The sequence below is a fragment of the Sphingomonas sp. S6 genome (assembly GCF_043498045.1).
GTDB lineage: Bacteria > Pseudomonadota > Alphaproteobacteria > Sphingomonadales > Sphingomonadaceae > Sphingomonas.
In genome coordinates, this window is sequence record NZ_JBIEOE010000018.1 from 1 (window position 1) to 24,135 (window position 24,135).

Below are 24,135 nucleotides of genomic sequence, written 5' to 3' on the forward strand. Positions count from 1 at the left end.
GATCCGGGGTCCCGCTTTTCACGGCGGCAGAAGAAGAAGCGGGACCCCGGATCAAGTCCGGGGTGACGGCGGTGGTGGGGGCGAGGGGTGGTGGAGGATCGCCGCTGTTGGTTATGGGTGCGGCTGTTCGTGCCGGGGGATCGGTTTGTTTTGGGCGTGCGGGCGTCGCTTACCTCCCCCTCCGTCACCGCTGCGCGGTGCCACCTCCCCTGGCGGGGGAGGACTTTGGAGGCGTGCTGCTTCGTCATGGCGAGCGCCCCCGCATGCCGGATGACGACGGGGAGTGATCGACCCGGTACGATCCACCTGATCGTCATCTCGGCCTTGAGCCGGGATCCCGCTTCTTATGCCACGGTGGAAATCGGGACCCCGATCAAGTCCGGGGTGACGATAGGAGTGAGGCGAGATCAGCGGCTTACCGCCCCTGGCGCTTCGCCATGAAGGCTAGCCGTTCGAACAGCATGATGTCCTGTTCGTTCTTGAGTAGCGCGCCGTGGAGCGGGGGGATCGCTTTGGTGGGATCGCGGTTCTGGAGGACGTCGAGCGGCATGTCTTCGTGCAGCAGCAGCTTGAGCCAGTCGAGCAGTTCGCTGGTCGACGGCTTCTTCTTGAGGCCGGGGACGTCGCGGACGTCGTAGAAGATGTCCATCGCCTTGCTGACCAGGATCTTCTGAATGCCGGGGAAGTGGACGTCGACGATCGCCTGCATCGTGTCGCGATCGGGGAATTTAATATAGTGGAAGAAGCAGCGGCGCAGGAAAGCGTCGGGCAGCTCCTTTTCGTTGTTGCTGGTGATGACGACGATCGGGCGTTCGTTGGCGCGCACGGTTTCCTTCGTCTCGTAGACGTGGAATTCCATGCGATCGAGTTCCTGGAGCAGATCGTTCGGAAACTCGATATCGGCCTTGTCGATCTCGTCGATCAGCAGGACGGGGGGCGTGGGCCGTGTGAAGGCTTCCCACAATTTGCCGCGGCGGATGTAATTGGCGATGTCGTGGACGCGCTCGTCGCCCAGCTGGCCGTCGCGCAGGCGGGCGACGGCGTCATATTCGTACAGGCCCTGCTGCGCCTTGGTGGTCGATTTGACGTTCCATTCGATCAGTTCGGCGCCGGTCGCCTTGGCGATCTCATGCGCCAGCACCGTCTTGCCGGTGCCGGGTTCGCCCTTCACCAGCAGCGGACGGCGCAGCGTGACCGCGGCGTTGACCGCGACCTTCAGGTCGTCGGTCGCGACGTAATTCTGCGTGCCTTCGAAGCGCTTCATGGCCGGATCCCGGATATTGAATATCGGGTACGTCGTTGCCGGATCACGGGGCGGAGCGCAAGCGGGGGTGGTGGGATGCCGTTCGACGGGCTCGGAGGGGAAGGCCAAAAGAGGAAGGTGATGAGCGGTTCGTCCGCTCATGCCCGGTAGCAGACTTGCGAGTTCTCGGTCATTACTAGGCCATGCGTTATCTGCTGATCGCTAGTCCTGCTGTGTTAGCGAGCATCGCTCCGCCCATCGCCTCGCTGCGGGTTCACGGTGAGCGCTCGACCTTTTCGGTGGTTGTTGAAGACAGCGCGGCGGTTGGCTATGACATCCGGATCGAATGCGTTGCAGCGTGCGACCATCCTGTCGACTTCCATGAACGCATCGATGACGTCCCCATGGGCCTGTTTACCCGAGATCAGGACGAACTCCTGTTCTCGTTATGGGGCGGCGGCTCTACCTACCGGGTTCGCGTATGGAAGGTGGGCGACAGCGGCATTCGCAAGGTGGTCGAACTTTCCAGTCGCGGAAGGCCCGACTTCCTGACGGACGATAAGGGCCGTTCAGCGATCCGGACGTACGAGGGGGGTAGCGGCACTGGCCCCCTCAAACCGGTGCTGAGGTCGTTTATCCGAGGCCACTTTGTGGTCGTGCCTGCGAAGGCAGCTGAACTCCGATAACCGCCTCAGCCCTCGCGCGCGCTGGCGCGAGCCTCCAGCAGGTCCCAGATCGCGCGGTGCTGGGCGAAGAGTTGCTGCGCGCCGAAGCCGATGGCGCGTTCGGTCGCGGGGGTGCCACCGAGTGCGTCGATGCTGGCGCCCGTCTCGAGATGCGGCGGGAAGGTGAGCGGGGCGGGCTCGATGCCGAAGCGGAGCGCGGCGGCATCGAGCAGGTGGCGGATCGTGCCCCAGTCCTGCACCAGCGCGGCGACCGCGCCGGTCGCGCAGCCGCGGCGTTCGGAGGCGCCAAGCGTTTCGAGCGTGTGGCGGCTGGTGGTGAGCGCGGTCTCGCTATCGGCCTGGCCGGGCGTGGAGGGCAGCGGGCCGGCGGCGGCGGCGAGATGGGCGATATAGGCGCGCTCCACGGCGAAGGCGTCCGCGATCCGATCGAGCCAGTCGCAGGCGTCGGGCTGCGCGCACTGGCTGCGCGCGGCGGCGGCGAGGCCGGGGTGGACGCCATGGACCGCGCAGAGCGCATGTACCGCATCGGACACGTCGCGTGCCGCTGCGCGGGGCGTGACGAGGCGGGCGAAATGCGGATGCGTCGCGCTGCCGTCGACGGCCCCCATTCGGGCAACCATGTCCCATGCGCTTGGCGACCAGGCCGTCTGTACGGTGTTCAACATATCACTCCGGGACATTTACTGATGCCGCCCGCCGATCCGGTGCGACACGCCACCCTTGTCCCCCCGTACCTATACCGAACCGCGTAAAGACACGGTTGATGCGCCGGTAACCCTGCCGCAATCCCGCTTTACGTCGGCGGATCGTGCCCTAAGAACGGCGATACGTTGGAGTTGGAGTAGGTGATGCGGACATGGTGGTTGGGGCTGGCGCTGGCATCGGTGGGCGCGATGGCGATAGGCGCTGAGGCAGGCGCGCAGACGGCCGCGGCGCCGCAAGCGGACAAGCTGACGCTGGCGCGCGTGTTCGGCAGCCCCGATCTGTCGGGATCGCAGTCGCGCGGCGTACGCCTGTCGCCGGACGGCACGCTGCTCACCTTCCTGCGGCCGCGGGCCGACGAAAAGGAGCGCACCGACCTGTGGGCGCGCGACACGCGCACCGGCGCGGAACGGATGCTGGTCGACAGCAAGAAGGTGGGCACCGGCGCCGAATTGACCGAGGCGGAAAAGATGCAGCGCGAACGCGCGCGCATCGGCGGGTCGAAGGGCATCGTCGCCTATGACTTCGCGCCCGATGGCCGCTCGATCCTGGTGCCTCTGGATGGCGATTTGTATCTCGCGACGCTGGACGGAAAGGTGCGCCGGCTGACCGCGACGCCGGGTGGTGAGCTCAACCCGATCATCTCGCCGCAGGGCAATTACGTCAGCTTCGTGCGCGACCAGAATCTGTTCGCCCAGCCGCTGAGCGGGGGTGAGGCGCGCGCGCTGACCACCGGTGGCGGTGGCACGGTGCATTTCGGCGAGGCGGAGTTCGTCGCGCAGGAGGAAATGGATAGGCGCACGGGCTATTGGTGGTCGCCGGATGAGCGCTACGTCGCGGTCGAGCGGTTCGACGAGGCGCCGGTGCGCGTCTTCACCCGTGCGTCGATCGGCGCGGCGGGGACCAAGACCTACGAACAGCGCTATCCCGCGGCGGGGACGCCGAACGTGCTCGTCGACCTGTATGTGATGCGGCCGGACGGGTCGGGGCAGGTGAAGGTCGATCTGGGCAGCGACCCGGACATCTATCTGGCGCGCGTCGACTGGACGCCGGATGGCAAGACCCTGCTGGTGCAGCGCGAGAGCCGCGACCAGAAGACGCTCGACATGCTCAGCGTCGATCCGGCGACGGGCAAGGCGAAGGTGCTGTTCACCGAGAAGTCGGGCGCGCGCAGCTGGATCAACCTCAGCGACGATTATCGCGTGCTGAAGGATGGCAGCCTGATCTGGCGGTCGGAGCGCGATGGCTACGGGCACCTGTATCGCCGCAGCACGGACGGCAAGTGGACGCAGCTGACGAAGGGGCCGTGGGTCGTGACGGGCCTGGTCGGTGTAGATGAGGCAAAGGGCCGCATCTATCTCACCGGCACGAAGGACGATGTGCTCGAGCAGCATCTCTATGCGGTCGATATCGCGCGGCCGGACGTGCTGACGCGACTGACCGAGCGGGGGTGGACCAACGGCGCATCGATGGACGGCGCGGCGAGCCGCTTCATCATCTCGCGCTCCAATGCGGGGCAGCCGACGCAGGTCTATCTAGCCGATGCGACCGGCAAGCGGCTGGAATGGATCAACGAGAATGCGATCCGGCCGGGGCATCCCTATTACCCGTATCTCGCCAGCCATCAGCCGACCAAGTTCGGGACGATCAAGGCCAAGGACGGCAGTACGCTCTATTGGGAGATGATCACGCCGCCGCTGGTGCCGGGTAAAACATATCCGGTGTTCTTCGAACATTACGGCGGCCCAGGCACCGGCCAGCAGGTGACGCGCGGCTGGCAGGGCGCTCTGCCGCAGTATCTGGTCAGCCAGGGTTGGGTCTATTTCAAGATCGACAATCGCGGGTCGTACAACCGCGGCAAGGCGTTCGAGGACCAGATCTATCATGCGATGGGCACGGTGGAGGTCGAGGACCAGCTGGCCGGTGCCAACTACCTGAAGTCGCTGCCGTTCGTGGATGGCAACAAGATCGCGACCTATGGATGGTCGTACGGTGGCTATATGTCGCTGAAGATGCTGGAGAAGACTCCGGGCGTCTATGCGGCGGCGGTATCGGGCGCACCGGTGACCGACTGGCAGCTGTACGATACGCATTATACCGAACGCTATCTGGGCGATCCGGCCAAGGACCCCAAGAGCTATGCGACGTCGCAGGCGGTCGAGGATTCGCCGAAGATCAAGGATCCGCTGCTGCTGATCCACGGCATGGCGGACGACAACGTCTTCCTCGACAATTCGACCAAGGTCGCCGCGAAGATGCAGGCGACGGCGACGCCGTTCGAGATGATGTTCTACCCCGGCTATACGCACCGGGTGGGTGGACCGATGGTCAGCCAGCATCTGTGGGGGACGATCCTGGAATTCCTCGATCGGAATGTGAAGAATAAGCCGGCGAAGTAAGCTCGCTCGTCATTGCGAGCGCAGCGTGGCAGTTCCGGGCGTCCTGATCCGGCTCTGGATTGCTTCGCTACGCTCGCAATGACGGACCGGTGGTGACGTGCGTTCGTCACCATCCACGATTAAAGCGCCACCCATGCACTTCGTCGCCGCCTTTCACCTCTGGCCGTTCCTCGACACGGTCGTCAGCTATCTCGCCGCCTTCGTGCTGGGCACCGCGATCGGGGCGGAGCGGCAGTACCGGCAGCGGACCGCCGGTTTGCGTACCAACGCGCTCGTCGCAATCGGGGCGGCGGCGTTCGTCGATCTGGGCCAGCGGTTGGGTGGGGACGTCGAGTCGATCCGGGTGATCGCCTATGTCGTGTCGGGGATCGGCTTCCTCGGCGCGGGCGTCATCATGAAGGAGGGGATGAACGTCCGCGGGCTCAACACCGCGGCGACCTTGTGGTGTTCGGCGGCGGTGGGATCGATCGCCGGGTCGGACATGATCGCCGAGGCTGCGCTGCTGACCGGGGTGGTGCTGTTCGCGAATACGGCGCTGCGACCGCTCGTCGATGCGATCAACCGCATCCCGATCGCCGGGGGCACGGTGGAGGCGACCTACAGCGTGACGATCACCGTGCCGGTCGCTGCGGCGGGACCGATGGGCGACGTGCTGGTCGGGCATCTCGAAGAGGCGGGACTGCCCGTTGCCGACCTCGACACGCAGGTGCGCGACGACGAGCATGTCGCGCTGGTCGCGACGCTGGTGGGCAGCGGCGTCGTGGATGCGGAGCTAGACGCATTGGTCGAGCATCTCGGCCGCGTACATGGGATCGACCACGCAACTTGGCAGCTGAGCACGCACGATTAGGAAAGTCGGTGGACGTTTCCGCGCAACCGTATTAGGCGGCGCGCAGTGAGTTGGAGGACGTGATGGGTTATCGGGTGGTGGTCGCGGGCGCGACGGGCAATGTCGGGCGCGAGATGGTCAACATCCTTGCCGAACGCGACTTCCCGGCGGACGAGATCGCGGTACTGGCGTCGAGCCGCAGCCAGGGCGACGAGATCGAGTATGGTGACACCGGTCGCATGCTCAAGGTCCAGAACATCGAATATTTCGATCCGACCGGCTGGGACATGGCGCTGTTCGCGATCGGCAGCGAAGCGACCAAGGTCTATGCGCCCAAGTTCGCCGCCGCCGGCTGCACGGTGATCGACAATTCGTCGCTGTACCGGATGGACCCGGACGTGCCGCTGATCGTGCCGGAGGTGAATGCCGACGCTATCGACGGCTATCGCGCCAAGAACATCATCGCCAACCCCAATTGCTCGACCGCGCAGATGGTCGTCGCGCTGAAGCCGCTGCATGACGCCGCGAAGATCACGCGCGTTGTCGTTGCGACCTATCAGTCGGTGTCCGGCGCGGGCAAGGTCGGCATGGATGAGCTGTTTGAACAGAGCCGCAACATCTTCGTCGGCGATCCCGCCGAGCCCAAGAAGTTCACCAAGCAGATCGCGTTCAACGTGATCCCGCACATCGACAGCTTCTTGGACGACGGATCGACCAAGGAAGAGTGGAAGATGGTGGTCGAGACGAAGAAGATCCTCGACCCCAAGATCAAGGTGACCGCGACCTGCGTGCGCGTGCCCGTGTTCGTCGGCCATTCCGAAGCGCTGAACATCGAGTTCGAGAACGAGATTTCGGCCGAGGATGCAAAGCGCATCCTGCGCGAGGCACCGGGGATCATGCTGATCGACAAGCACGAGGACGGCGGATACGCCACCCCGATCGAGGCGGCGGGCGACGATGCGACCTATGTCAGCCGCGTGCGCGAGGATCCGACCGTGGAGAACGGGCTGGCGCTGTGGTGCGTCAGCGATAACCTTCGCAAGGGTGCGGCGCTAAACGCGGTACAGATCGCGGAGCTGCTGGGCCGGCGGCACCTGCAGAAGGGTGGTTGAGCGGCTGATAGCGGAGTGATAGCATCTGTCCCATGGGACAGGTGCTGATCCGCAATCTCGACGACGCGCTGATCGCCGACTTCCGGCGCGTCGCCAAGGCCAATGGTCGATCTTTGGAAGCCGAGTTGCGCGAAGCTCTCGCACAAGCTCGACCACGTGAATCGTTGACGGGCGCTTCGTTACGCGCACTCGTGGAATCGATGTGGGCCATGACACCTGAGGGCGCGGCCGGCGTAGACAGCACGCCGGTGATCCGACAGGCGCGAGACGAGGATTGATCGTTCTCGACGCCAGTGTTGTGGTCAAGCTGCTGGTGCAGGAGCCCTCGTCCGCGCTGGCGCTTGATCGGGTTGAGTATGAACCCGTGCGTTTGGCACCCAGTATCTGCGTAGCGGAGGTTGCCAACGCGTTGTCAAAGAAGGTCCGTTATGACGGACTTCCAATTGCCGCGGCGACCGAGGTGCTCGGCAATTTGCCTGTGGTCGTGTATCAACTGATCGACACAGACGGGCTGATCGATGCCGGCATGGCATTGTCGATGCGATGCCGTCATGCCCTGTACGATTGTCTTTATCTTGCCTTGGCCATTCGCGAAGGCTGTGTTCTGGTAACGGCCGACGCCAAGTTCGTGACGGCGTGTCGTGTTGCGGGGCTTTCCGACAGGGTCGAGTGGCTGGGTGATGCGCCATGACGGGGGACCGGGCTGGCATCGCCGAGACCGGGCGCCCCTAGCGGCACCCCTCACGCTCGCCGGTGCTTACCGCCGTAATGCTGGCCGACATACTGGCCGATACGTGCCATTTCGGTCGCGGCGGCGCGGGTGGCCTCGGCGCAGCAGGGCAGGGGATCCCGCTCGGCCTGGGCGGCGCGCATCGCGACGCGTTCGGTCAGTTCCTCGATATCGGCGCGGCTGAGCACGTTCTTTTCGCGCAACAGGCACAACAGGCTTTGCAGGATCACGAGGCTTTCGTCGCCCGTGCCGGTCCGATGCAGGTCCATCATCGCTCTCCTTGCTTGTTTTGAAGGGAGAGTATGCCTTTTTCATTGGGTTGGGAAGCGGGTAACGGAGGTTCGGGAATGGGCTTTGCGTTGGGTGTGGAGGGGCGCCCTCAAGCTGCGAGGCGGGCTAGTCTCAGTTCGTCACCCCGGACTTGAACCGGGCTCCCGCTAATGTCCGTGCGCCCTGAAGCGGGACCCCGGATCAAGTCCGGGGTGACGGTTGGGGTGGGGTTCGCTGCAATGCCGCAGTTTGGCGATCGGTGCTGGACAGGCGGACGATCACGACCCACGTGGGATCACGCCCACAATCATGGATCACGACTCTTGGCTGCTTCCCCGATCGATCCGCAGTATTTCGCCAGCTTCGACGGCACCCGCATCGCCTATCGCGAGCTGGGAGAGGGGCGGCCTGTCGTCCTGATCCACGGCTATTTCTCCACGGCGGAGGTCAATTGGATCAAATACGGCCATGCCGCCGCGATTGCGGCCAAGGGCTTCAGGGTCATCATGCCGGACCTGCGTGGCCATGGGTCGTCGGACAAGCCGCATGATCGTGCCGCCTATCCGGCGGATGCGCTGATGCGCGACGGGATGGCGCTGATCGACCATCTGGGGCTGACCGATTACGATCTGGGCGGTTATTCGCTGGGGGGGCGGACGACGATGCGGATGCTCGCCAACGGGGCGACGCCGCGCCGTGCGGTCATTGCGGGCATGGGGCTGACGGGGATCGTCAGCACGGCGGGACGCGGCGGTTATTTCCGCCACGTGCTGACCAACCTCGGCAGTTTCGAGCGCGGTTCGGGCGAGTGGATGACCGAGGCGTTCCTGAAGACGACCGGGGGCGATCCCGTGGCGCTGCTCAACGTGCTCGAGACGTTCGTCGATACGCCGATCGAGGCGGTCGAGGCGATCGATGTGCCGACATTGATCGTCGCGGGCATCGACGACGATGACAATGGATCGGGCGCCGCGCTGGCCGACGCGCTGCCCCAGGCGATCTTCCGCGAGATTCCCGGTAATCACATGAGCGCGGTCACCAAACCGGAGCTGGGCCAGGCGATCGCCGACTTCCTGAGCGCTTGACCGAAAGGGCCGCCCCCGCGCATCGTGTCGGCAACGACAAGAAGTCAGTAGGGGATTGTTTTCATGCGTCTCGTTTCCACCGCCGCGCTGGCCGCGGCGCTGTTTGCCGCGCCCGTCGCGGCGCAGACCGCACCGGCTGGGCAGGCCGCTTCGACGGCGAAGCCGACCGCGGCCGAGGCTGACGCTTATGTCGTCGCGGTCGAGAAGGAGGCCGCCGATCTGTCGGTGCCCGCGCAGCAGGTCGCCTGGGTCAATGCGACCTATATCACCGACGATACCGACGCGCTGGCGGCGAAATCGGGCGCGGAGCTGACCGAGAAAGCGGTGCAATGGGCGAAGGGCGCGGCGCGCTTCAACGGCGTGACCGGTCTGTCCTACGACACCAAGCGCAAGCTCGATCTGCTGAAGAACGGCGTCGGCCTGCCTGCGCCGACGACGCCGGGCGCCGCGACCGAGCTCGCGACGCTGACGACGCGCATGTCGTCGCGCTACGGCAAGGGCAAGGGTACGCTGGACGGCAAGCCGATCAACGGATCGGACATCGAGGCGGCGATGGGCACGACGCGCGATCCCGCCAAGCTGAAGGAGATGTGGGTCAGCTGGAACGACAATGTCGGCGCGCCGATGCGGGCCGATTATACGCGGATGACCGCGATCTCGAATGCGGGCGCGAAGGAGCTGGGCTTCGCCGACGTCGGGGCGATGTGGCGATCCGGCTATGACATGACGCCGCAGCAGTTCGAGGCGCTGACCGACCAGATCTGGAAAGAGGTGGAGCCACTCTACCTCTCGCTTCATACCTATGTCCGCTGGAAGCTGAACGAGAAGTACGGCGATGCGGTGCAGGCGAAGACCGGGCCGATCCGCAGTGACCTGCTCGGCAATATGTGGGCGCAGGAATGGGGCAATATCTATGATCTCGTCGCGCCCAAGGGGGCGGGCGATCTGGGTTATGACACCGGCGATCTGCTGAAGGCGAAGGGCTATGATCCCGTTCGCATGGTGAAGCAGGGCGAGGCATTCTATTCGTCGCTGGGCTTCGCGCCGCTGCCCGAGACGTTCTGGCAGCGTTCGCAGATCGTGAAGCCGGCCGATCGCGAGGTCATCTGCCATGCGTCGGCATGGGATATCGACAATATGGACGATATCCGTATCAAGATGTGCACCAAGGTGAACGGCGACGATTTCGTCACGATCCACCATGAGCTGGGCCACAATTACTATCAGCGCGCGTACAAGAACCAGCCGTATCTATACAAGAACGGCGCCAATGACGGCTTCCACGAAGCGATCGGCGATACGGTCGCGCTGTCGATCACGCCGGATTATCTGGTGAAGATCGGGCTGTTGCAGCCGGCGCAGGTGCCCGCCGCGGACAAGGATATCGGGCTGTTGCTGCGGCAGGCGATGGACAAGGTGGCGTTCCTGCCGTTCGGCCTGCTGGTCGACAAATGGCGCTGGGACGTCTTTTCGGGCAAGATCGCGCCCGGCCAGTATCAGCAGGGCTGGGACGCGCTGCGCCTGAAATATCAGGGGATCGTGCCGCCGGTGGCGCGCGACGAAACCAAGTTTGACGCGGGTGCGAAATACCACATTCCGGGTACGGTACCCTATGCGCGCTATTTCCTGGCGCGGGTGCTGCAGTTCCAATTCTACAAGGCGGCGTGCGAGCAGGCGGGCTGGAAGGGGCCGCTGCACCGCTGCTCGTTCTACGGCAACAAGGCGGTCGGCGAGAAGCTGAATGCGATGCTGAGCATGGGCCAGTCGAAGCCGTGGCCGGACGCGCTGCAGGTGATGACCGGCACGCGGCAGATGTCGGGCAAGGCGCTGGTGGAGTATTTCGCGCCGCTGAAGACGTGGCTGGACCAGCAGAACAAGGGCAAGCCGCAGGGTTGGTGATACAGTGAGGTGTTCGGGGCGGTTGCTCCGAATGCCTCGTCACCCCGGGCTTGGTCCGGGGTCGACCAAGCCGCGGAGGTGAGGCGGGAGGTTTTGGCCGTCCCCCTCGCCGCGGAGTGGACCCCGGGACGAGTCCGGGGTGACGGTGTGTTTGGGGTGAGGGTTCGCCTCACCCCTCCGCATCAGAGCGCGTCGAGCAGGTGTTCGGCGCTGCTGACTTTGAATTCGCCGGGGGCTTCGACGTGGAGTTGCTTCACGACGCCGTCGTCGACCAGCAGCGTGTAGCGCTGGCTGCGCAGGCCCATGCCGAACTTGCTGCCGTCCATCGTCAGGCCAACCGCCTTGGCGAAATCGCCGTTGCCGTCCGCGAGCATGGTGATGCCCTCGGCGTCCTGCGACTTGGCCCAGGCGCCCATGACGAAGGCGTCGTTGACCGAGGTGCAGGCGATTTCGTCCACGCCCTTGGCGGCGAGCGCGTCGCGCTTGTCGACGAAGCCGGGCAGGTGGCGGGCGGAGCAGGTGGGCGTGAAGGCGCCGGGCACCGCGAAGAGCGCGACGGTACGGCCGCGGAAGAAATCCTCGGTGGAGACCTGATCGGGGCCATCGGGCGTGACCTTGGTCAGGGTGGCGCTGGGGATGGTGTCGCCGACGGTGATCGTCATCATGGGTCTCCGGGTAGAAAGGTTGCGCCCGGGACCGTCGGCCACATCGCCGCCGATTTCAAGCATGGCGCCGGCCAGCGGGACGGTTATGGTGGCAAGGTTATGGAAGGTCCCGTTTATCTGTCCGGCCAGTTCCTGCTCGCGATGCCGGGCATGGCCGATCCCAGTTTCGACCATGCGGTGATTGCGATGTGCGCGCATGACGCGGACGGTGCGCTGGGCGTGGGGCTCGGCGCGACGATCGACGGGCTGACGCTGCACGACCTGCTCGACCAGTTCGAGATCGCGCACGGCGCCGCACCGCCCGCGCCGGTGCATTTCGGTGGGCCGGTGGAGCCGCGCCGCGGCTTCGTGCTGCATTCGCTCGATTGGGCGGGACAGGATACGGTGGAGGTCGCCGGGCGCTGGGCGCTGTCGGGCACGATCGACGTGCTGCGCGCGATCGCCGACGGGACGGGGCCGTCACGCTATATCGCGGCGCTAGGCTATGCGGGCTGGTCGGCCGGGCAGCTCGACGCGGAACTGTCGCAGCCGGGGTGGTTCCATGTCGCGGGCGACGATGCGCTGCTGTTCGACACGCCCGCGCCGCAGCGGTGGAGCAGCGCCTTCGCCAAGGCGGGGATCGACCCGCGGCTGCTGGTGGTGGGCACGGGAACGGCCTGACGAGATATAAAGATATCTTTATATTTGATCTGTAGAGGCGGAGCGGTTAGGGGCAACCCATCCAAACCTCTTCAGGAGCATGCCACGTGGCTACTGCGCTCGCGCCCAACGGCACGAACACCGATTATGTCATCAAGGACATCAGCCTCGCTGATTTCGGCCGCGCCGAGATCAAGATCGCCGAGACCGAGATGCCCGGCCTGATGGCGCTGCGCGACGAATTCGGCGCTGCTCAGCCGCTGAAGGGCGCGCGCATCACCGGCTCGCTGCACATGACGATCCAGACCGCCGTGCTGATCGAGACGCTGACCGCGCTCGGCGCCGATGTGCGCTGGGCGACCTGCAACATCTATTCGACCCAGGACCATGCCGCCGCCGCGATCGCCGCGACGGGCGTGCCGGTGTTCGCGGTGAAGGGCGAGAGCCTGGCCGAATATTGGGACTATGTCGGCGACATCTTCACCTGGGACGGCGACGTTGAGGGCCAGACCGCCAACATCATCCTGGACGACGGCGGTGACGCCACCATGTTCGCGCTGTGGGGCGCGAAGCTGGAAGCCGGCGCGACCTTCGCCGAGCCCGAGAATGAAGAGGAAGTCGAGTTCCAGCGTTCGGTGAAGGCGTTCATCGCCAAGAAGCCGGGCTATCTGACCGAGACCGTCAAGAACCTGAAGGGCGTCAGCGAAGAGACGACCACCGGCGTTCACCGCCTGTACGAGATCGCGAAGAAGGGCGAACTGCCGTTCCCGGCGATCAACGTCAACGACTCGGTGACGAAGTCGAAGTTCGACAACCTGTACGGCTGCAAGGAATCGCTGGTCGACGCCATCCGTCGCGCCACCGACGTCATGCTGGCGGGCAAGGTTGCTGCGGTCGCCGGTTTCGGCGACGTGGGCAAGGGCTCGGCCCAGTCGCTCCGCAACGGCGGCGCGCGCGTGCTCGTGACCGAAATCGACCCGATCTGCGCGCTGCAGGCGGCGATGGAAGGCTTCGAGGTCGTGACCATGGATGAGGCCGTGAAGCGTGCCGACATCTTCGTCACCGCGACCGGCAACGCCGACGTCATCACTGCCGATCACATGAAGGCGATGAAGCCCATGTCGATCGTCTGCAACATCGGCCACTTCGACTCCGAGATCCAGATCGCGGCGCTGTCGAACTACAAGTGGACCGAAGTGAAGCCCGGCACCGACCTGGTCGAGTTCCCGGACGGCAAGCAGATCATCGTGCTGGCCAAGGGCCGCCTGGTGAACCTGGGCTGCGCGACCGGCCACCCGTCGTTCGTCATGTCGGCCTCGTTCACCAACCAGACGCTCGCCCAGATCGAGCTGTGGACCAAGGGCGAGAACTACAAGAACGAAGTCTACGTTCTGCCGAAGCACCTCGACGAGAAGGTCGCCGCGCTCCACCTCGAAAAGCTGGGCGTCCAGCTGTCGAAGCTGTCGGAGAAGCAGGCGGCGTACATCGGCGTGCCGGTCGAAGGCCCGTTCAAGCCGGATCATTATCGCTACTGATCCGGACGGCGCCCGGTATCGGGTGCTGCGGATGCGACGAGGGGCGACACCGCGAGGTGCCGCCCCTTTTTCGTTGTCGGTCCGTTGAAGCCGCTTCGTCATTCCAGCAGAGGCTGGGATCTTCTGCGGCTCTTGTGGCGTCCTCTAACCCAAAGATCCCAGCCTTCGCTGGGATGACGATTTGTGGGAAAGGACGCCGGACGCTGTCGCCGGACAGATGGGGGCGGTTGCCCGCCCCCACATGCTTACTTCGGCGCTGCGCTGCTGGTGACGGCGCCGGTCGCCGAGGCGGCGGTTGCGGCGGCGAGCTGGGCGGCGGTGATGCCCACGATCACCTTGCCGCTGGCGTCGGCGCTGAAGCCGTTGATCGGCAACTTCACCTCACCCTTGGCGGTGGTGAGCGTCACGAATTCCGCGTCGGCCGACTTGATCGTCCCGAGTGCCGCGCCGCCGAGACCGGTGACGGCGGTGCCGGGGACCAGCTTCGCCTTCACCGCAGCCTGGGCCTGCGCCTGCGAGCTGGCGATCGCCGCATCGAGCTGCGCCTTGGTCATCGCCATGGCGAAGCCCTTGTCGGTCTTGCCGATCGACGCCGGCGGCACGGGCACCTGCGCGGTGCCGGTGTTGAGGACGATCGCCTGCGGCGTGACGCTGGCGACGGTGCCGAGCGAGACGCCCGCGCTGTCATAGATCGTGGCGCCGACCGTCGGGGTGGTCGCGGTCGCGCTGGCACCGGCCTGCGCGCTCGCGCCAGCGGCCGGAGCCTGTTGTGCCACAGCCGCGGCGGGCATCAGCATCAGGGTGCCGATCGTCAGGGCCAAGGTACGCATCGAGTGTCTCCATTGTTGCTCGTTGTGACAAAGTAACGATGGGATTTCGGATGCGGTTCCGCCCGTTTTTGGCGGTGAGCTGAGAGTCCTTTCAGATCAACTGGTTATGGGCAGGCGAACCGTCCCGTCTTCGGCACGCTTCAGCGGACCATAGCCAAGAACGGCTTCCAGCGGCAGCGGACCGTAGAGGTGCGGGAACAGCTGGCCGCCGCGCGATTCCTCCCATTTCAGCGATGCGCCGAAGCTGCCGAGATCGACTGCGGCGACGTGCAGATCGCTCTGCCCGGCGAAATGCTTGTCGACGGTTTCGGTCAGCTGCTCGGCGGTCGACATGTGGATGTAGCCATCCGCCAAGTCGACCGGGGCGCCGGCGAAGCTGCCGTCGCGTTCCAGCGCGGCCAACTGTTCCGCGGTTAGCACCTTATAGGCGACGAGGGGGAGGGTGCTCATGCCTCGTCCTCGCCATCGTCGCTCTCGTCGACGCGTTCGTCCATCGTCGCCGGGCCGGTGCCGTCGTCGACGATCAGCGTGTCGTCGCTCGAGGCTGCGGGCGCCTCACCGATTTCGTCGGCGACGATTGCCTCGGCTTCGTTCTCGGGCTCTTCCTCCTCGTCGATCCGCGCGGCGGAGACGACATGTTCGTCCTTCGCCACGCTGAACAGCGTCACGCCCTGTGTGTTGCGGCCCGTGACGCGGACGTCGCCGACCGACATGCGGATGAGCTTCGCCTGATCGGTGACCAGCATCAGCTGCTCGCCCGAATGCGCGGGGAAGCTGGCGACGACGGGGCCGTTGCGGCCGGCAGACACGATGTTGGTGATGCCCTGGCCACCACGGTTGGTGCGGCGATATTCGAACGCCGAGGTGCGCTTGCCATAGCCCTTTTGCGTGACGGTGAGGATGAATTCCTCCGCCGCCTCGAATTCGGCCATGCGTTCTGGGCTCAGCGACATCTCGCGTTCGCCTTCCTTCCACGGTGCGGCCTTCAGATACGCCTCGCGTTCCTCGGTCGTCGCCGCGAAGCCGCGCAGGATCGACAGGCTGATGACCTCGTCGCCCTCGGCCAGGCTGACGCCGCGGACGCCGGTGGAGGTGCGGCTCTGGAATTCACGTACGTCGGTGGCGGCGAAGCGGATCGCCTTGCCCGCCTTGGTCGCGAGCAGCACGTCGTCGCTTTCGGTCAGCACGGCGACGCCGATCAGCCGGTCCTCGCTGCCCTCGTCGAAGCGCATGGCGAGCTTGCCGTTCGAGGGGATGTTGGCGAAGGCGTCCATCGCGTTGCGGCGTACGGTGCCGTTGGCGGTCGCGAACATGACGTGCAGGTCGCCCCAGCGGCCCTCGTCCTCGGGCAGCGGCAGGACGGTGGAGATCGTCTCGCCCGGTGCCAGCGGCAGCAGGTTGATCATCGGGCGGCCGCGCGTCGCCGGCCCGCCTTCGGGCAGGCGCCAGACCTTCATGCGATACACCTTGCCGGCGGTCGAGAAGAACAGCACCGGTGTGTGCGTGCTCGTCACGAACAGGTTGGTGATCGCATCCTCGTCCTTGGTCGCCATGCCGGCGCGGCCCTTGCCGCCGCGCTTCTGCGCGCGGAAGGCGTCGAGGGGGGTGCGCTTGATATAGCCCTGCACGGTGACGGTGACGACCATCTCCTCGCGCTCGATCAGGTCTTCGTCGTCGATGCCGTCGGCGGCGGCGGCGATCTCGGTGCGGCGCGGGGTCGCGAAGATCGAGCGGACGTCGACCAGCTCCTCGCGCATCACCTCGTACAGGCGGGCGCGGTTACCGAGGATTTCGAGCAGCGCGGCGATCGATTCGGCGAGGCCCTTCAGCTCATCGCCGATCTCGTCGCGGCCGAGCGCGGTCAGGCGGTGGAGACGCAGGTCGAGGATCGCGCGGACCTGCGTGTCGCTGAGCTTGTAGCCGTCGCCGACCTGCTCGCCTTCGACCGCCTCGACGAGGCTGAGGTAGGGGGCGATCTCGGCGATCGGCCATTCGCGTGCGAGCAGCGCGGCGCGCGCCTCTGCGGGGCTGGACGAGCCGCGGATGATGCGGACGACTTCATCGAGGTTGGTCACCGCGATGACGAGGCCGAGCAGGATATGGGCGCGGTCGCGCGCCTTGTTCAGCTCGAACTTCGAGCGGCGGGTGATGACCTGTTCGCGGAACTGGACGAACGCCTGGATGATGTCCTTGAGGTTCAGCGTTTCCGGCCGGCCGCCGCGGATCGCGAGCATGTTGGCGGGGAAGCTGCCCTGCGCGGGCGTGTGGCGCCACAGCTGGTTGAGGACGACTTCGGGGGTCGCGTCGCGCTTCAGATCGATGACGATGCGCACGCCTTCGCGGTTCGATTCGTCGCGGATGTCGCTGACGCCTTCGATCCGCTTGTCCTTCGCAGCCTCGGCGATCTTTTCGACGAGCGCGTTCTTGCCCTGCTGGAAGGGGATGGCGGTGAGGACGATCGAGCGGCGGTCGCCGCGGCCTTCTTCGATGACGTGGCGCGAGCGGACGATGATCGAGCCGCGGCCAGTGTGATAGGCCGAGCGTGCGCCCGCCTTGCCGAGGATGATCGCACCGGTCGGGAAGTCCGGGCCGGGGACGATCTCGATCAGCTCGTCGATGCTGATCGATTCGCCGGCCATCGTCTTGTCGATATAGGCGAGGCAGGCATCGACGACTTCGCCGAGGTTGTGCGGCGGGATGTTGGTCGCCATGCCGACCGCGATGCCGCCGGCGCCGTTGACGAGCAGATTGGGGAAGCGCGCCGGCAGCACCTGCGGCTCGCGCTCGCTGGCGTCGTAGTTCGGCTGGAAATCGACGGTATCCTTGTCGAGATCCTCCATCAGGTAGTTGGCGGCGCGGGCGAGGCGCGCTTCGGTGTAGCGCATCGCTGCGGGCGGATCGGGATCCATCGAGCCGAAGTTGCCCTGGCCGTCGATCAGCGGCAGCCGCATCGACCAGTCCTGCGTCATGCGCGCCAAGGCGTCATAGATCGCGGTGTCGCCGTGCGGGTGATACTTACCGATCACGTCACCGACGATGCGGGCGGACTTGCGGTAGGGCCGGTTGAAGAAGAAGCCGCTTTCCTGCGCGGAAAAGAGGATGCGGCGGTGGACCGGCTTCAGGCCGTCGCGCACATCGGGCAGCGCGCGCGCGACGATGACGCTCATCGCATAGTCGAGGTAGCTCGACTTCATTTCGTCGACGATCGAGATCGTCGAAATGCCCTCGGGATGGGCGGGGGGTTCGGCGAGGGTGGTCTCGTCGGCCAAGGTGTGACGCTTTCGGATTGTTACAGATGTATGGCCCCGGTTTAGGGGCATCCGTACCGAAAGTCACGCGCGCGTACGCACACGCGTACGCGCGCGGGCATATGGAGTGTTACTTCTTGCAGGCGGCCTTGTTGGCGTTGCCGGCCTTGCTGCAATTGTAGGTGATCGTCTTGCCGGTGCTGGTCTTGGTGGTGACCATGCGGCCGTTGGCCGCGACGGCGGTCTTGGTCGTCGTCCGGGTGGCGACGGTGGGCTTGCCGACCGCGGGCTTGGTGGTCGTGGTCGTCTTGTTGGTGGCGACCGTCTTGGCCTGGGTCTTGGCCTGCATTTGCGCGCCGGTGGCCATCGCCGCGGATCCGCAGCAGAGCGAGGCGGTCGCAAGCAGGACGAAGGGCAGGGACGTCTTCATGGGGTTCCTCTCCACCTTACACAGACGCAACGGGATGGCGTCGTGATGCAGGGGATGCACCCCGTGGAATAACAACGGGATGGCCGGATCATGACGTTTTCGTCATGTCAGGGTAGACGTGACACGCGCCTAGCTCGTCACCCCCGGGCTTGATCCGGGGTCCCGCTTTTGCTGGGCGTTACGGTAGGAGAAGAAGCGGGACCCCGGATCAAGTCCGGGGTGACGGTGGGGTGGTGGGGGGACTCCCCCGCTAGGGCGCGATTTCTTTGCCTTCGAAGTCGAACAGGCGGCCGGTGTCGGGCGCCTTCAGGCCGTCGATGACGTCGAGCAACTGGGAGGCGGCGCGGTCGGGCGTGAAGAGCGTGCCGGGGCGGACGTTGGCCTGGAAGGGCTTGGACAAGGCGGTGTCGACCGTGCCGGGGTGGAGGCCGACGATGATGCTGCGATCGTTGCGGCGCTTGTCCTCGATGCTCAGCGTGCGGACGAGTTGGTTCGCCGCCGCCTTCGCCATGCGATAGCCGTACCAGCCGCCGAGACGGTTGTCGGAGATACTGCCGATCCGCGCCGAGAGGATCGCGAAGACGCTGCGGCCCTGTTTGGGCATGATCGGCAGAATATGCTTGGCGATCAGCGCGGGGCCGATGGCGTTGACGCGCAGATTGGCGGCGAGCCAATCGGGATCGAGCTCGCGATAGCTCTTCTCGGGCAGGCGATCGCCCCGATGCAGCAGGCCGGTGGCGACGATCACCAGCACCGGCGCGGGGCCCGCGGCGATGCGCGCGGCGACGGCGGCGATGCTGGCTTCGTCCTCGATATCGATCGGATCGCTGCCGGAGCGCGAGAGCGCGTGGACGACGTCATACGCCCCCTCATCGCGCAATGCCTCGACCAGCGCGGCGCCGATGCCGCCGCTGGCGCCGATGACGACGGCGCTGGTGCCCTTCGCGCTCATCGAACGAAGCGCCACTGGTCGTCGGTGCTGGCCGCGGCATCGAAGGCATAGCCGTCGCTGTCGAAGCCGCGCATCGCGTCGATATCGGTGACGCGGTGTTCGATCATCCAGCGCGCCATCAGCCCGCGCGCCTTCTTGGCGTGGAAGCTGACGAAGCGGTCGCCCTCGCGGAAATCGACCGCGACGACGCGGATGCCGGCAGGCAAGCGCCCGGACACCGCTGCCCAATATTCCTGGCTGGCGAGGTTGAGAACGACGCCGGTCTCTTCCGCGGTCACGTCCTCGGCCAGCGCCTGGGCGATGCGGTCCCCCCACCAGTCGGTCAGCTTGGGCTTACGCGGTGCCCAGCGGGTGCCCATTTCCAGCCGGTACGGGCGCATCGCGTCGAGCGGACGGAGCAGGCCGTACAGTCCGGATAGCAGTCGCAGATGGTCTTGCGCGAACGTCACCGCCTCCGGCTCCAGCGTCTGGGCGTCGAGGCCGGTGTAGACGTCGCCGGCAAAAGCGAACATCGCCAGCCGCTCGGGCGCCTCGGCAAAATCGCGGAAGCGATCGGCGTTGAGCTTCGCCAACGCGGGCGAGATCTTCATCAGTTCCGACAGGCGTTTCTGCGTCAGGTGCGAGGCGGCGGCAGCGAGCGTGGCCGCTTCGGAATCAAAGCGGGGGCGCGTGGAACCCAATTCGGGCAGCGGCGTCTCGTAATCGAGGGTCTTGGCGGGGGAAAGAACGGCGATCATGCCGGTCCGGTACTGCGCCTTCGGCCACCGTTCAATTCCCGTTCACGGGCTTCAAGCCACTGCGGGATCAGTCCCCAGCGTCGCTTGTACCCGCTGCGGCGGCCCGTTACAGGCCGCGCGTACGTTAGCGGCAGCGATGCCCCAATTGTCGGAGAGAGAGTTAGCATGAAGACCCTTTCGAAGCTCGCGCTGGCCGCGGTGCTCGCTACCGGTGTGAGTGGCTTTGCGTTCGTCGCCCCGGCGATGGCCAAGAAGGAAGAGCAGCAGGCCCCGGGCTTCAAGCTCAGCAAGCCGGTGCAGGCGATCGCCTACAATGCGCAGCAGGCCGTGAAGGCGAAGGATGTCGCGACGGCCGAGCCGCTGGTCGCGCAGATCGAGGCGGCTGCCACGACCGACGACGACAAATATGTGGCGGCGGCGCTGCGCTACGACCTGGAAAACACCAAGCTGGTGCTGGCGCAGCAGGCGAACCCCAACGCGCCGCTGAACGAGACCGCGCTGGCCAAGCCGCTCGACGCGCTGATCGCCGCGGCCAACACGCCGGCGGCCGATCGCGGCAAGTATCTGTTCCGCCGCGGCCAGCTCGCGTTCAACGGCGGCCAATATGCCGTCGCAACGCAATATTTCACCAAGGCGAAGGAAGCGGGCTTCAACAGCCCCGATTTCGACCTGCAGCTTGCCAAGGTGAAGGTGCAGGCGGGTGACGTCGCGGGCGGCCTGGCCGACCTCGACCGCTATATCACCGCGCAGAAGGCCGCCGGTCAGGCCGTGCCGGAATCCTATTATCGCTTCGCGATCGCGACCGCGAACAACAAGAAGATGGCGCCGGAAACGCTGGCTTGGATGCAGAAGTATGCCACCGCCTTCCCGAACGCGAAGACGTGGCGCGACGTGATCCTGCAATATGCCTTCGCGCAGAACAGCATCGCGACGCCCGACAAGGCGCAGACGCTGGATCTGTATCGCCTGCTGCGGTCGGCCGGCGCGATGCCGGACCAGTCGAGCTATGAGGATTATGCCCGCATGGTCAGCGACCGCGGCAATCCGTACGAAGCCGCTGCGGTGCTGAAGGAAGGCCTGGCGTCGGGCAAGATCCCGGCGAGCAGCACCTATGCCAAGAGCCAGCTGGCGGCGGCGAACACCGCGATCCAGCGCGACGGTTCGCTGGCGTCGAGCGAGAAGACCGCGCTGGCGTCGAAGGACGGTAAGATCGCCTCGGCGACGGCCGACGCCTATCTGGGCCAGAACAACTACGCCAAGGCCGCCGAACTGTACCGTGCGGCGCTGTCGAAGGGCGGCGTCGATGCGAACGAGGTCAACACGCGCCTCGGCATCGCGCTCGCCAAGTCGGGTGACAAGGCCGGCGCGCAGGCGGCGTTCGGTGCGGTGACGGGCCAGCCCCGCGCGGGCATCGCGGCGCTGTGGAACACCTGGACGCAGGTCGGTTCGGCGCCCGCTCCGGCGGCGTGATCGCGACGACCAGCTGATGGGAAGGGGCGGTCCGGCGACGGGCCGCCCTTTTCGTTGCGGGCGGCGGCGGTGAACGTCGCCCGACGTCATCCCAGCGGAGGCTGGGATCTTGTGGTAACAGGACGACGATTTGGCCGCAAAAGACCCCAGCCTTTGCTGGGGTGACGTCATTCGACGATCGGGCGTCGATTGTAGATGCGCGACCTATTCGGTGGTTTGCCGGGCCGCCTCAATCCACCGAGACGGGGATGCCCGAGGTCGACTTGGCGGTGCGGATCGTTAGCGAGGTCTTGACGCTGGCGACATTGGGCGCGGGCGTCAGATGGGTGGTGAGGATTTCCTGGAAGCTTTTGAGATCGCTGGCGACGATCTTCAAGATGAAGTCGATTTCGCCGTTGAGCATATGGCATTCGCGCACTTCGGGAATGTCGGCGACATGCGTTTCGAAGGCGGCGAGATCGTGCTCTGCCTGGCTGCGCAGCGACACCATCGCGAAGACGGTAATCGGGAAGCCGAGGCTGGCGGGATCGAGATCGGCGTGATAGCCGCGGATCACACCCGCTTCCTCCAGCGCGCGGACGCGGCGCAGGCAGGGCGGCGCGGTGAGGCCGACGCGTTCGGCGAGCTCGACGTTGGTCATGCGCCCATCCTGTTGCAGATGAGCGAGGATTTGACGATCGATCCGATCGAACGACATTGCGTGAGCCACTCCTAAGACGCGCCGAACGATATCGGCAATTTCCTCTAAGCATAAGAAAATTGCGGCGCAACGCAATTGTCCCACTTTGCGACGGCCTGCAGACCGTCGGAAAATCACCTGTTTCCCCTGCGACTCTGGCTCGTTAAGGAATCGTTGTTGCGCCCCGCTGGCGTAACGCCTTCCGGGAGTGAGCGTGCGCTTCGACGACAGCCTCAAGACGGTGCTTTCCGCCGATATGGACAGCGGCTTCGGCGCGCAGTCGGCGTGGCGGCAGCTCGTCGACCTGATGGGGCGCGGACGGATCGCGGCGGACGAGCCGGGCTTGGCGCGGCTGCGCATGCTGCGGCAGGCAGTGCCGCTGGCGGTGCGGTCTGCCAGCGCGCGGGCGCTCGCCTTTGCGACGCCGCCGGCAGCGCTCGTCGGGCTGTTCGCGGAGGATGCCTTTGCGGTCGCGGCGCCGTTGCTGCGTACGGTGACGCTGGACGCCGATACGTGGATCGCGTTGCTGCCCCGCCTGTCGCCGCAGGGGCGGGCGTTGCTGCGTCACCGGCGCGACCTGCCCACTGCGGTGGAGCGGGCGCTCGAGAGCTTCGGATCGGTCGATTTCGTTTTGCCCGATGCGGCGGGGGCTGATGGCGCGTCGGTGCCGGTCGCGTCGGATGTGGCGCCCGCTGAAGTAGAGCCGGAGCCTGAGCCCGAGGCAGCGCCGGTGGTGGACGCGCCGACGCCTGAGCCGGTCGTGGCCGTGCCGGCTCCTGCGCCTGTCGAAGCGGAGCCGATCGTCGCCGCTCCCCGCGTGGTCGCGATGCCGACGACCGCCGTCGCGCCGCCGGAGCCGCGGCCGATCGCAGCGGGCGGGTTTCAGATTGCCGATGTCGTCGCGCGCATCGACGCCTTCCAGCGCCAGCGCGAACCGCTGACGGCGCCCGCCGAGGCGGTGGAGCAGGCGCCCGCCACTTGCTTCCGGTTCGATACCGACAGTGCCGGCGTGATCTGCGCAGTGGACGGCGTGACGCGCGGGCCGTTGATCGGCGTGTCGCTGGCGGTGGGGGCACCGCAGGGCGTGGTCCGCGTCGATGCCGGTATCAACGGCGCGTTCCGCCAGCGCCAGCGCTTCGCAGATGTGCGGCTCGATGTCGGCGGATCATCGGATGCGGGCGGCGCATGGCGGGTGACGGGCGAACCGCAGTTCGATGCCGCGACCGGCCGCTTCACCGGCTATGCCGCCATCGCCCGCCGACCACGCAGCGACGAGGATGCGGGCCGGCCTGCGCAGGGCAGCGGCGCGTCCGATTCGCTGCGCCAGCTGGTGCATGAGCTGCGGACGCCGACCAACGCGATTTCGGGTTTTGCCGAGCTGATCGAGGCGCAGCTGCTGGGGCCGGTATCGCCCGTGTATCGCGACCATGCCGCGACGATCCGCCGCCACGCCGACGGGCTGATCGCAGCGATCGAGGATCTGGATACCGCGGCCCGGATCGAAGGCCGCGCGCTCGAGCTGCGCCCGCGTGCGGTCGCGATCGAGCCGCTGCTGGAACGTATCGCAGCCGATCTGGCGCCGCTGGCGAACCTGCGCGGGACCGCGCTCGACATTCATCCGATGGGGGATCATGCCGCGCTGGCCGACGATCGGGCGATGGAGCGACTGCTGTCGCGCCTGCTCGCCACCTTGACGTCCGCTGCCGTCGCCGGTGAACGGATCGATATCGCCGAAGCGCCCGCCCCGGCGGGGCAGGTGGCGCTTTGCTTCGCGCGCCCGCAGGCGCTGGGCACCGGCGGTGAAGACGCCTTGCTCAGTATCGACGCCGATGCCGGCGAAGAGGGCACGCCGCTGCTGGGTGCGGGCTTCGCGCTGCGGCTGGCGCGGAATCTGGCAAGCGAGATGGGCGGCGCGTTGATCTTCGGCGACCATCTGTTGACACTGCGCCTGCCTGCCGCCGTACAAGAGGGGATGGAGCAGGCGGCCAACTGACC

General features: G+C 66.1%; 23 protein-coding genes. 12 read left to right on the forward strand and 11 right to left on the reverse strand.

Annotated elements, in window-relative coordinates; translation table 11 throughout:
* Positions 1–415 precede the first annotated feature (415 nt).
* A complete protein-coding gene (locus tag ACGVWT_RS16930; protein ID WP_315461040.1) occupies positions 416–1,264 on the reverse strand; it encodes a MoxR family ATPase in 849 nt (282 codons plus the stop codon).
* 182 nt (positions 1,265–1,446) lie between these two features.
* Here ACGVWT_RS16930 and ACGVWT_RS16935 point away from each other — a divergent pair, with 182 nt between their 5' ends.
* Positions 1,447–1,929 carry a hypothetical protein gene (locus tag ACGVWT_RS16935; RefSeq protein WP_315461041.1) on the forward strand — a complete coding sequence of 161 codons (483 nt, stop codon included), beginning with the start codon at positions 1,447–1,449 and terminating at the stop codon, positions 1,927–1,929.
* Between the two features lie 5 nt (positions 1,930–1,934).
* Here the strand turns inward: ACGVWT_RS16935 and ACGVWT_RS16940 are convergent, their stop codons facing one another.
* Positions 1,935–2,537 (reverse strand): DUF6975 family protein, encoded by a 603-nt coding sequence (locus ACGVWT_RS16940; protein WP_315461042.1) that lies wholly within the window; start codon positions 2,535–2,537, stop codon positions 1,935–1,937.
* Between the two features lie 240 nt (positions 2,538–2,777).
* On the opposite strand from ACGVWT_RS16940, the gene ACGVWT_RS16945 reads away from it, so the two are divergent.
* The 5 genes from ACGVWT_RS16945 (at position 2,778) to ACGVWT_RS16965 (ending at position 7,662) form a co-directional block, all read left to right on the forward strand.
* A complete protein-coding gene (locus ACGVWT_RS16945) occupies positions 2,778–5,030 on the forward strand; it encodes a DPP IV N-terminal domain-containing protein (RefSeq protein ID WP_394427433.1) in 2,253 nt (750 codons plus the stop codon).
* Positions 5,031–5,163: 133 nt separating this feature from the next.
* Positions 5,164–5,880 carry an MgtC/SapB family protein gene (locus ACGVWT_RS16950; RefSeq protein WP_315461043.1) on the forward strand — a complete coding sequence of 239 codons (717 nt, stop codon included), beginning with the start codon at positions 5,164–5,166 and terminating at the stop codon, positions 5,878–5,880.
* Positions 5,881–5,942: 62 nt separating this feature from the next.
* Positions 5,943–6,971: an aspartate-semialdehyde dehydrogenase gene (locus ACGVWT_RS16955; RefSeq protein ID WP_020486479.1), complete on the forward strand. Its 1,029-nt coding sequence runs from the start codon at positions 5,943–5,945 to the stop codon at positions 6,969–6,971.
* Positions 6,972–7,003: 32 nt separating this feature from the next.
* A complete protein-coding gene (locus ACGVWT_RS16960) occupies positions 7,004–7,249 on the forward strand; it encodes a hypothetical protein (protein ID WP_315461044.1) in 246 nt (81 codons plus the stop codon).
* Positions 7,246–7,662: a type II toxin-antitoxin system VapC family toxin gene (locus tag ACGVWT_RS16965; protein ID WP_315461045.1), complete on the forward strand. Its 417-nt coding sequence runs from the start codon at positions 7,246–7,248 to the stop codon at positions 7,660–7,662. The genes ACGVWT_RS16960 and ACGVWT_RS16965 overlap by 4 nt, the downstream gene beginning before the upstream one ends.
* Before the next feature lie 50 nt (positions 7,663–7,712).
* Here ACGVWT_RS16965 and ACGVWT_RS16970 read toward each other — a convergent pair whose 3' ends face one another.
* A complete protein-coding gene (locus ACGVWT_RS16970; protein WP_017978603.1) occupies positions 7,713–7,973 on the reverse strand; it encodes a hypothetical protein in 261 nt (86 codons plus the stop codon).
* A 321-nt stretch (positions 7,974–8,294) separates the two neighbouring features.
* On the opposite strand from ACGVWT_RS16970, the gene ACGVWT_RS16975 reads away from it, so the two are divergent.
* On the forward strand, positions 8,295–9,056 hold the full coding sequence (locus ACGVWT_RS16975) for an alpha/beta fold hydrolase (protein ID WP_315461046.1): 762 nt from the start codon (positions 8,295–8,297) through the stop codon (positions 9,054–9,056).
* A gap of 63 nt (positions 9,057–9,119) precedes the next feature.
* Complete coding sequence (locus ACGVWT_RS16980) at positions 9,120–10,955, forward strand: M2 family metallopeptidase (protein WP_315461047.1); 1,836 nt, start codon at positions 9,120–9,122, stop codon at positions 10,953–10,955.
* 182 nt (positions 10,956–11,137) lie between these two features.
* Here ACGVWT_RS16980 and ACGVWT_RS16985 read toward each other — a convergent pair whose 3' ends face one another.
* A complete protein-coding gene (locus ACGVWT_RS16985; protein ID WP_315461389.1) occupies positions 11,138–11,617 on the reverse strand; it encodes a peroxiredoxin in 480 nt (159 codons plus the stop codon).
* A gap of 102 nt (positions 11,618–11,719) precedes the next feature.
* Between ACGVWT_RS16985 and ACGVWT_RS16990 the strand changes: the two genes are divergently transcribed.
* Positions 11,720–12,280 carry a YqgE/AlgH family protein gene (locus ACGVWT_RS16990; RefSeq protein WP_315461048.1) on the forward strand — a complete coding sequence of 187 codons (561 nt, stop codon included), beginning with the start codon at positions 11,720–11,722 and terminating at the stop codon, positions 12,278–12,280.
* Between the two features lie 86 nt (positions 12,281–12,366).
* Positions 12,367–13,794: an adenosylhomocysteinase gene (ahcY, locus tag ACGVWT_RS16995; protein WP_315461049.1), complete on the forward strand. Its 1,428-nt coding sequence runs from the start codon at positions 12,367–12,369 to the stop codon at positions 13,792–13,794.
* Positions 13,795–14,039: 245 nt separating this feature from the next.
* On the opposite strand, the gene ACGVWT_RS17000 is transcribed toward ahcY, so the two are convergent.
* The 6 genes from ACGVWT_RS17000 to yaaA all read right to left on the reverse strand — a co-directional run bounded on the left by ACGVWT_RS17000 (position 14,040) and on the right by yaaA (position 19,991).
* On the reverse strand, positions 14,040–14,624 hold the full coding sequence (locus ACGVWT_RS17000; protein ID WP_116460997.1) for a hypothetical protein: 585 nt from the start codon (positions 14,622–14,624) through the stop codon (positions 14,040–14,042).
* Between the two features lie 96 nt (positions 14,625–14,720).
* Complete coding sequence (locus ACGVWT_RS17005) at positions 14,721–15,074, reverse strand: DUF952 domain-containing protein (protein ID WP_315461050.1); 354 nt, start codon at positions 15,072–15,074, stop codon at positions 14,721–14,723.
* Positions 15,071–17,893 carry a DNA gyrase subunit A gene (gene gyrA / locus ACGVWT_RS17010; protein ID WP_315461051.1) on the reverse strand — a complete coding sequence of 941 codons (2,823 nt, stop codon included), beginning with the start codon at positions 17,891–17,893 and terminating at the stop codon, positions 15,071–15,073. Before gyrA ends, ACGVWT_RS17005 begins: the two co-directional genes overlap by 4 nt.
* Before the next feature lie 109 nt (positions 17,894–18,002).
* Positions 18,003–18,302, reverse strand: a complete 300-nt coding sequence (locus tag ACGVWT_RS17015) for a hypothetical protein (protein WP_315461052.1) — start codon at positions 18,300–18,302, stop codon at positions 18,003–18,005.
* Between the two features lie 250 nt (positions 18,303–18,552).
* Complete coding sequence (locus tag ACGVWT_RS17020; protein ID WP_315461053.1) at positions 18,553–19,254, reverse strand: SDR family NAD(P)-dependent oxidoreductase; 702 nt, start codon at positions 19,252–19,254, stop codon at positions 18,553–18,555.
* Positions 19,251–19,991, reverse strand: a complete 741-nt coding sequence (gene yaaA / locus ACGVWT_RS17025; protein WP_315461054.1) for a peroxide stress protein YaaA — start codon at positions 19,989–19,991, stop codon at positions 19,251–19,253. Before yaaA ends, ACGVWT_RS17020 begins: the two co-directional genes overlap by 4 nt.
* 165 nt (positions 19,992–20,156) lie before the next feature.
* On the opposite strand from yaaA, the gene ACGVWT_RS17030 reads away from it, so the two are divergent.
* The gene (locus ACGVWT_RS17030) at positions 20,157–21,461 is read left to right on the forward strand and encodes a hypothetical protein (RefSeq protein ID WP_315461055.1); all 1,305 of its coding nucleotides are present in this window, start codon (positions 20,157–20,159) and stop codon (positions 21,459–21,461) included.
* Between the two features lie 229 nt (positions 21,462–21,690).
* Here the strand turns inward: ACGVWT_RS17030 and ACGVWT_RS17035 are convergent, their stop codons facing one another.
* Positions 21,691–22,158: an Lrp/AsnC family transcriptional regulator gene (locus tag ACGVWT_RS17035; protein WP_017978616.1), complete on the reverse strand. Its 468-nt coding sequence runs from the start codon at positions 22,156–22,158 to the stop codon at positions 21,691–21,693.
* A 196-nt stretch (positions 22,159–22,354) separates the two neighbouring features.
* Between ACGVWT_RS17035 and ACGVWT_RS17040 the strand changes: the two genes are divergently transcribed.
* A complete protein-coding gene (locus ACGVWT_RS17040) occupies positions 22,355–24,133 on the forward strand; it encodes a HAMP domain-containing sensor histidine kinase (protein ID WP_315461056.1) in 1,779 nt (592 codons plus the stop codon).
* Positions 24,134–24,135 lie beyond the last annotated feature (2 nt).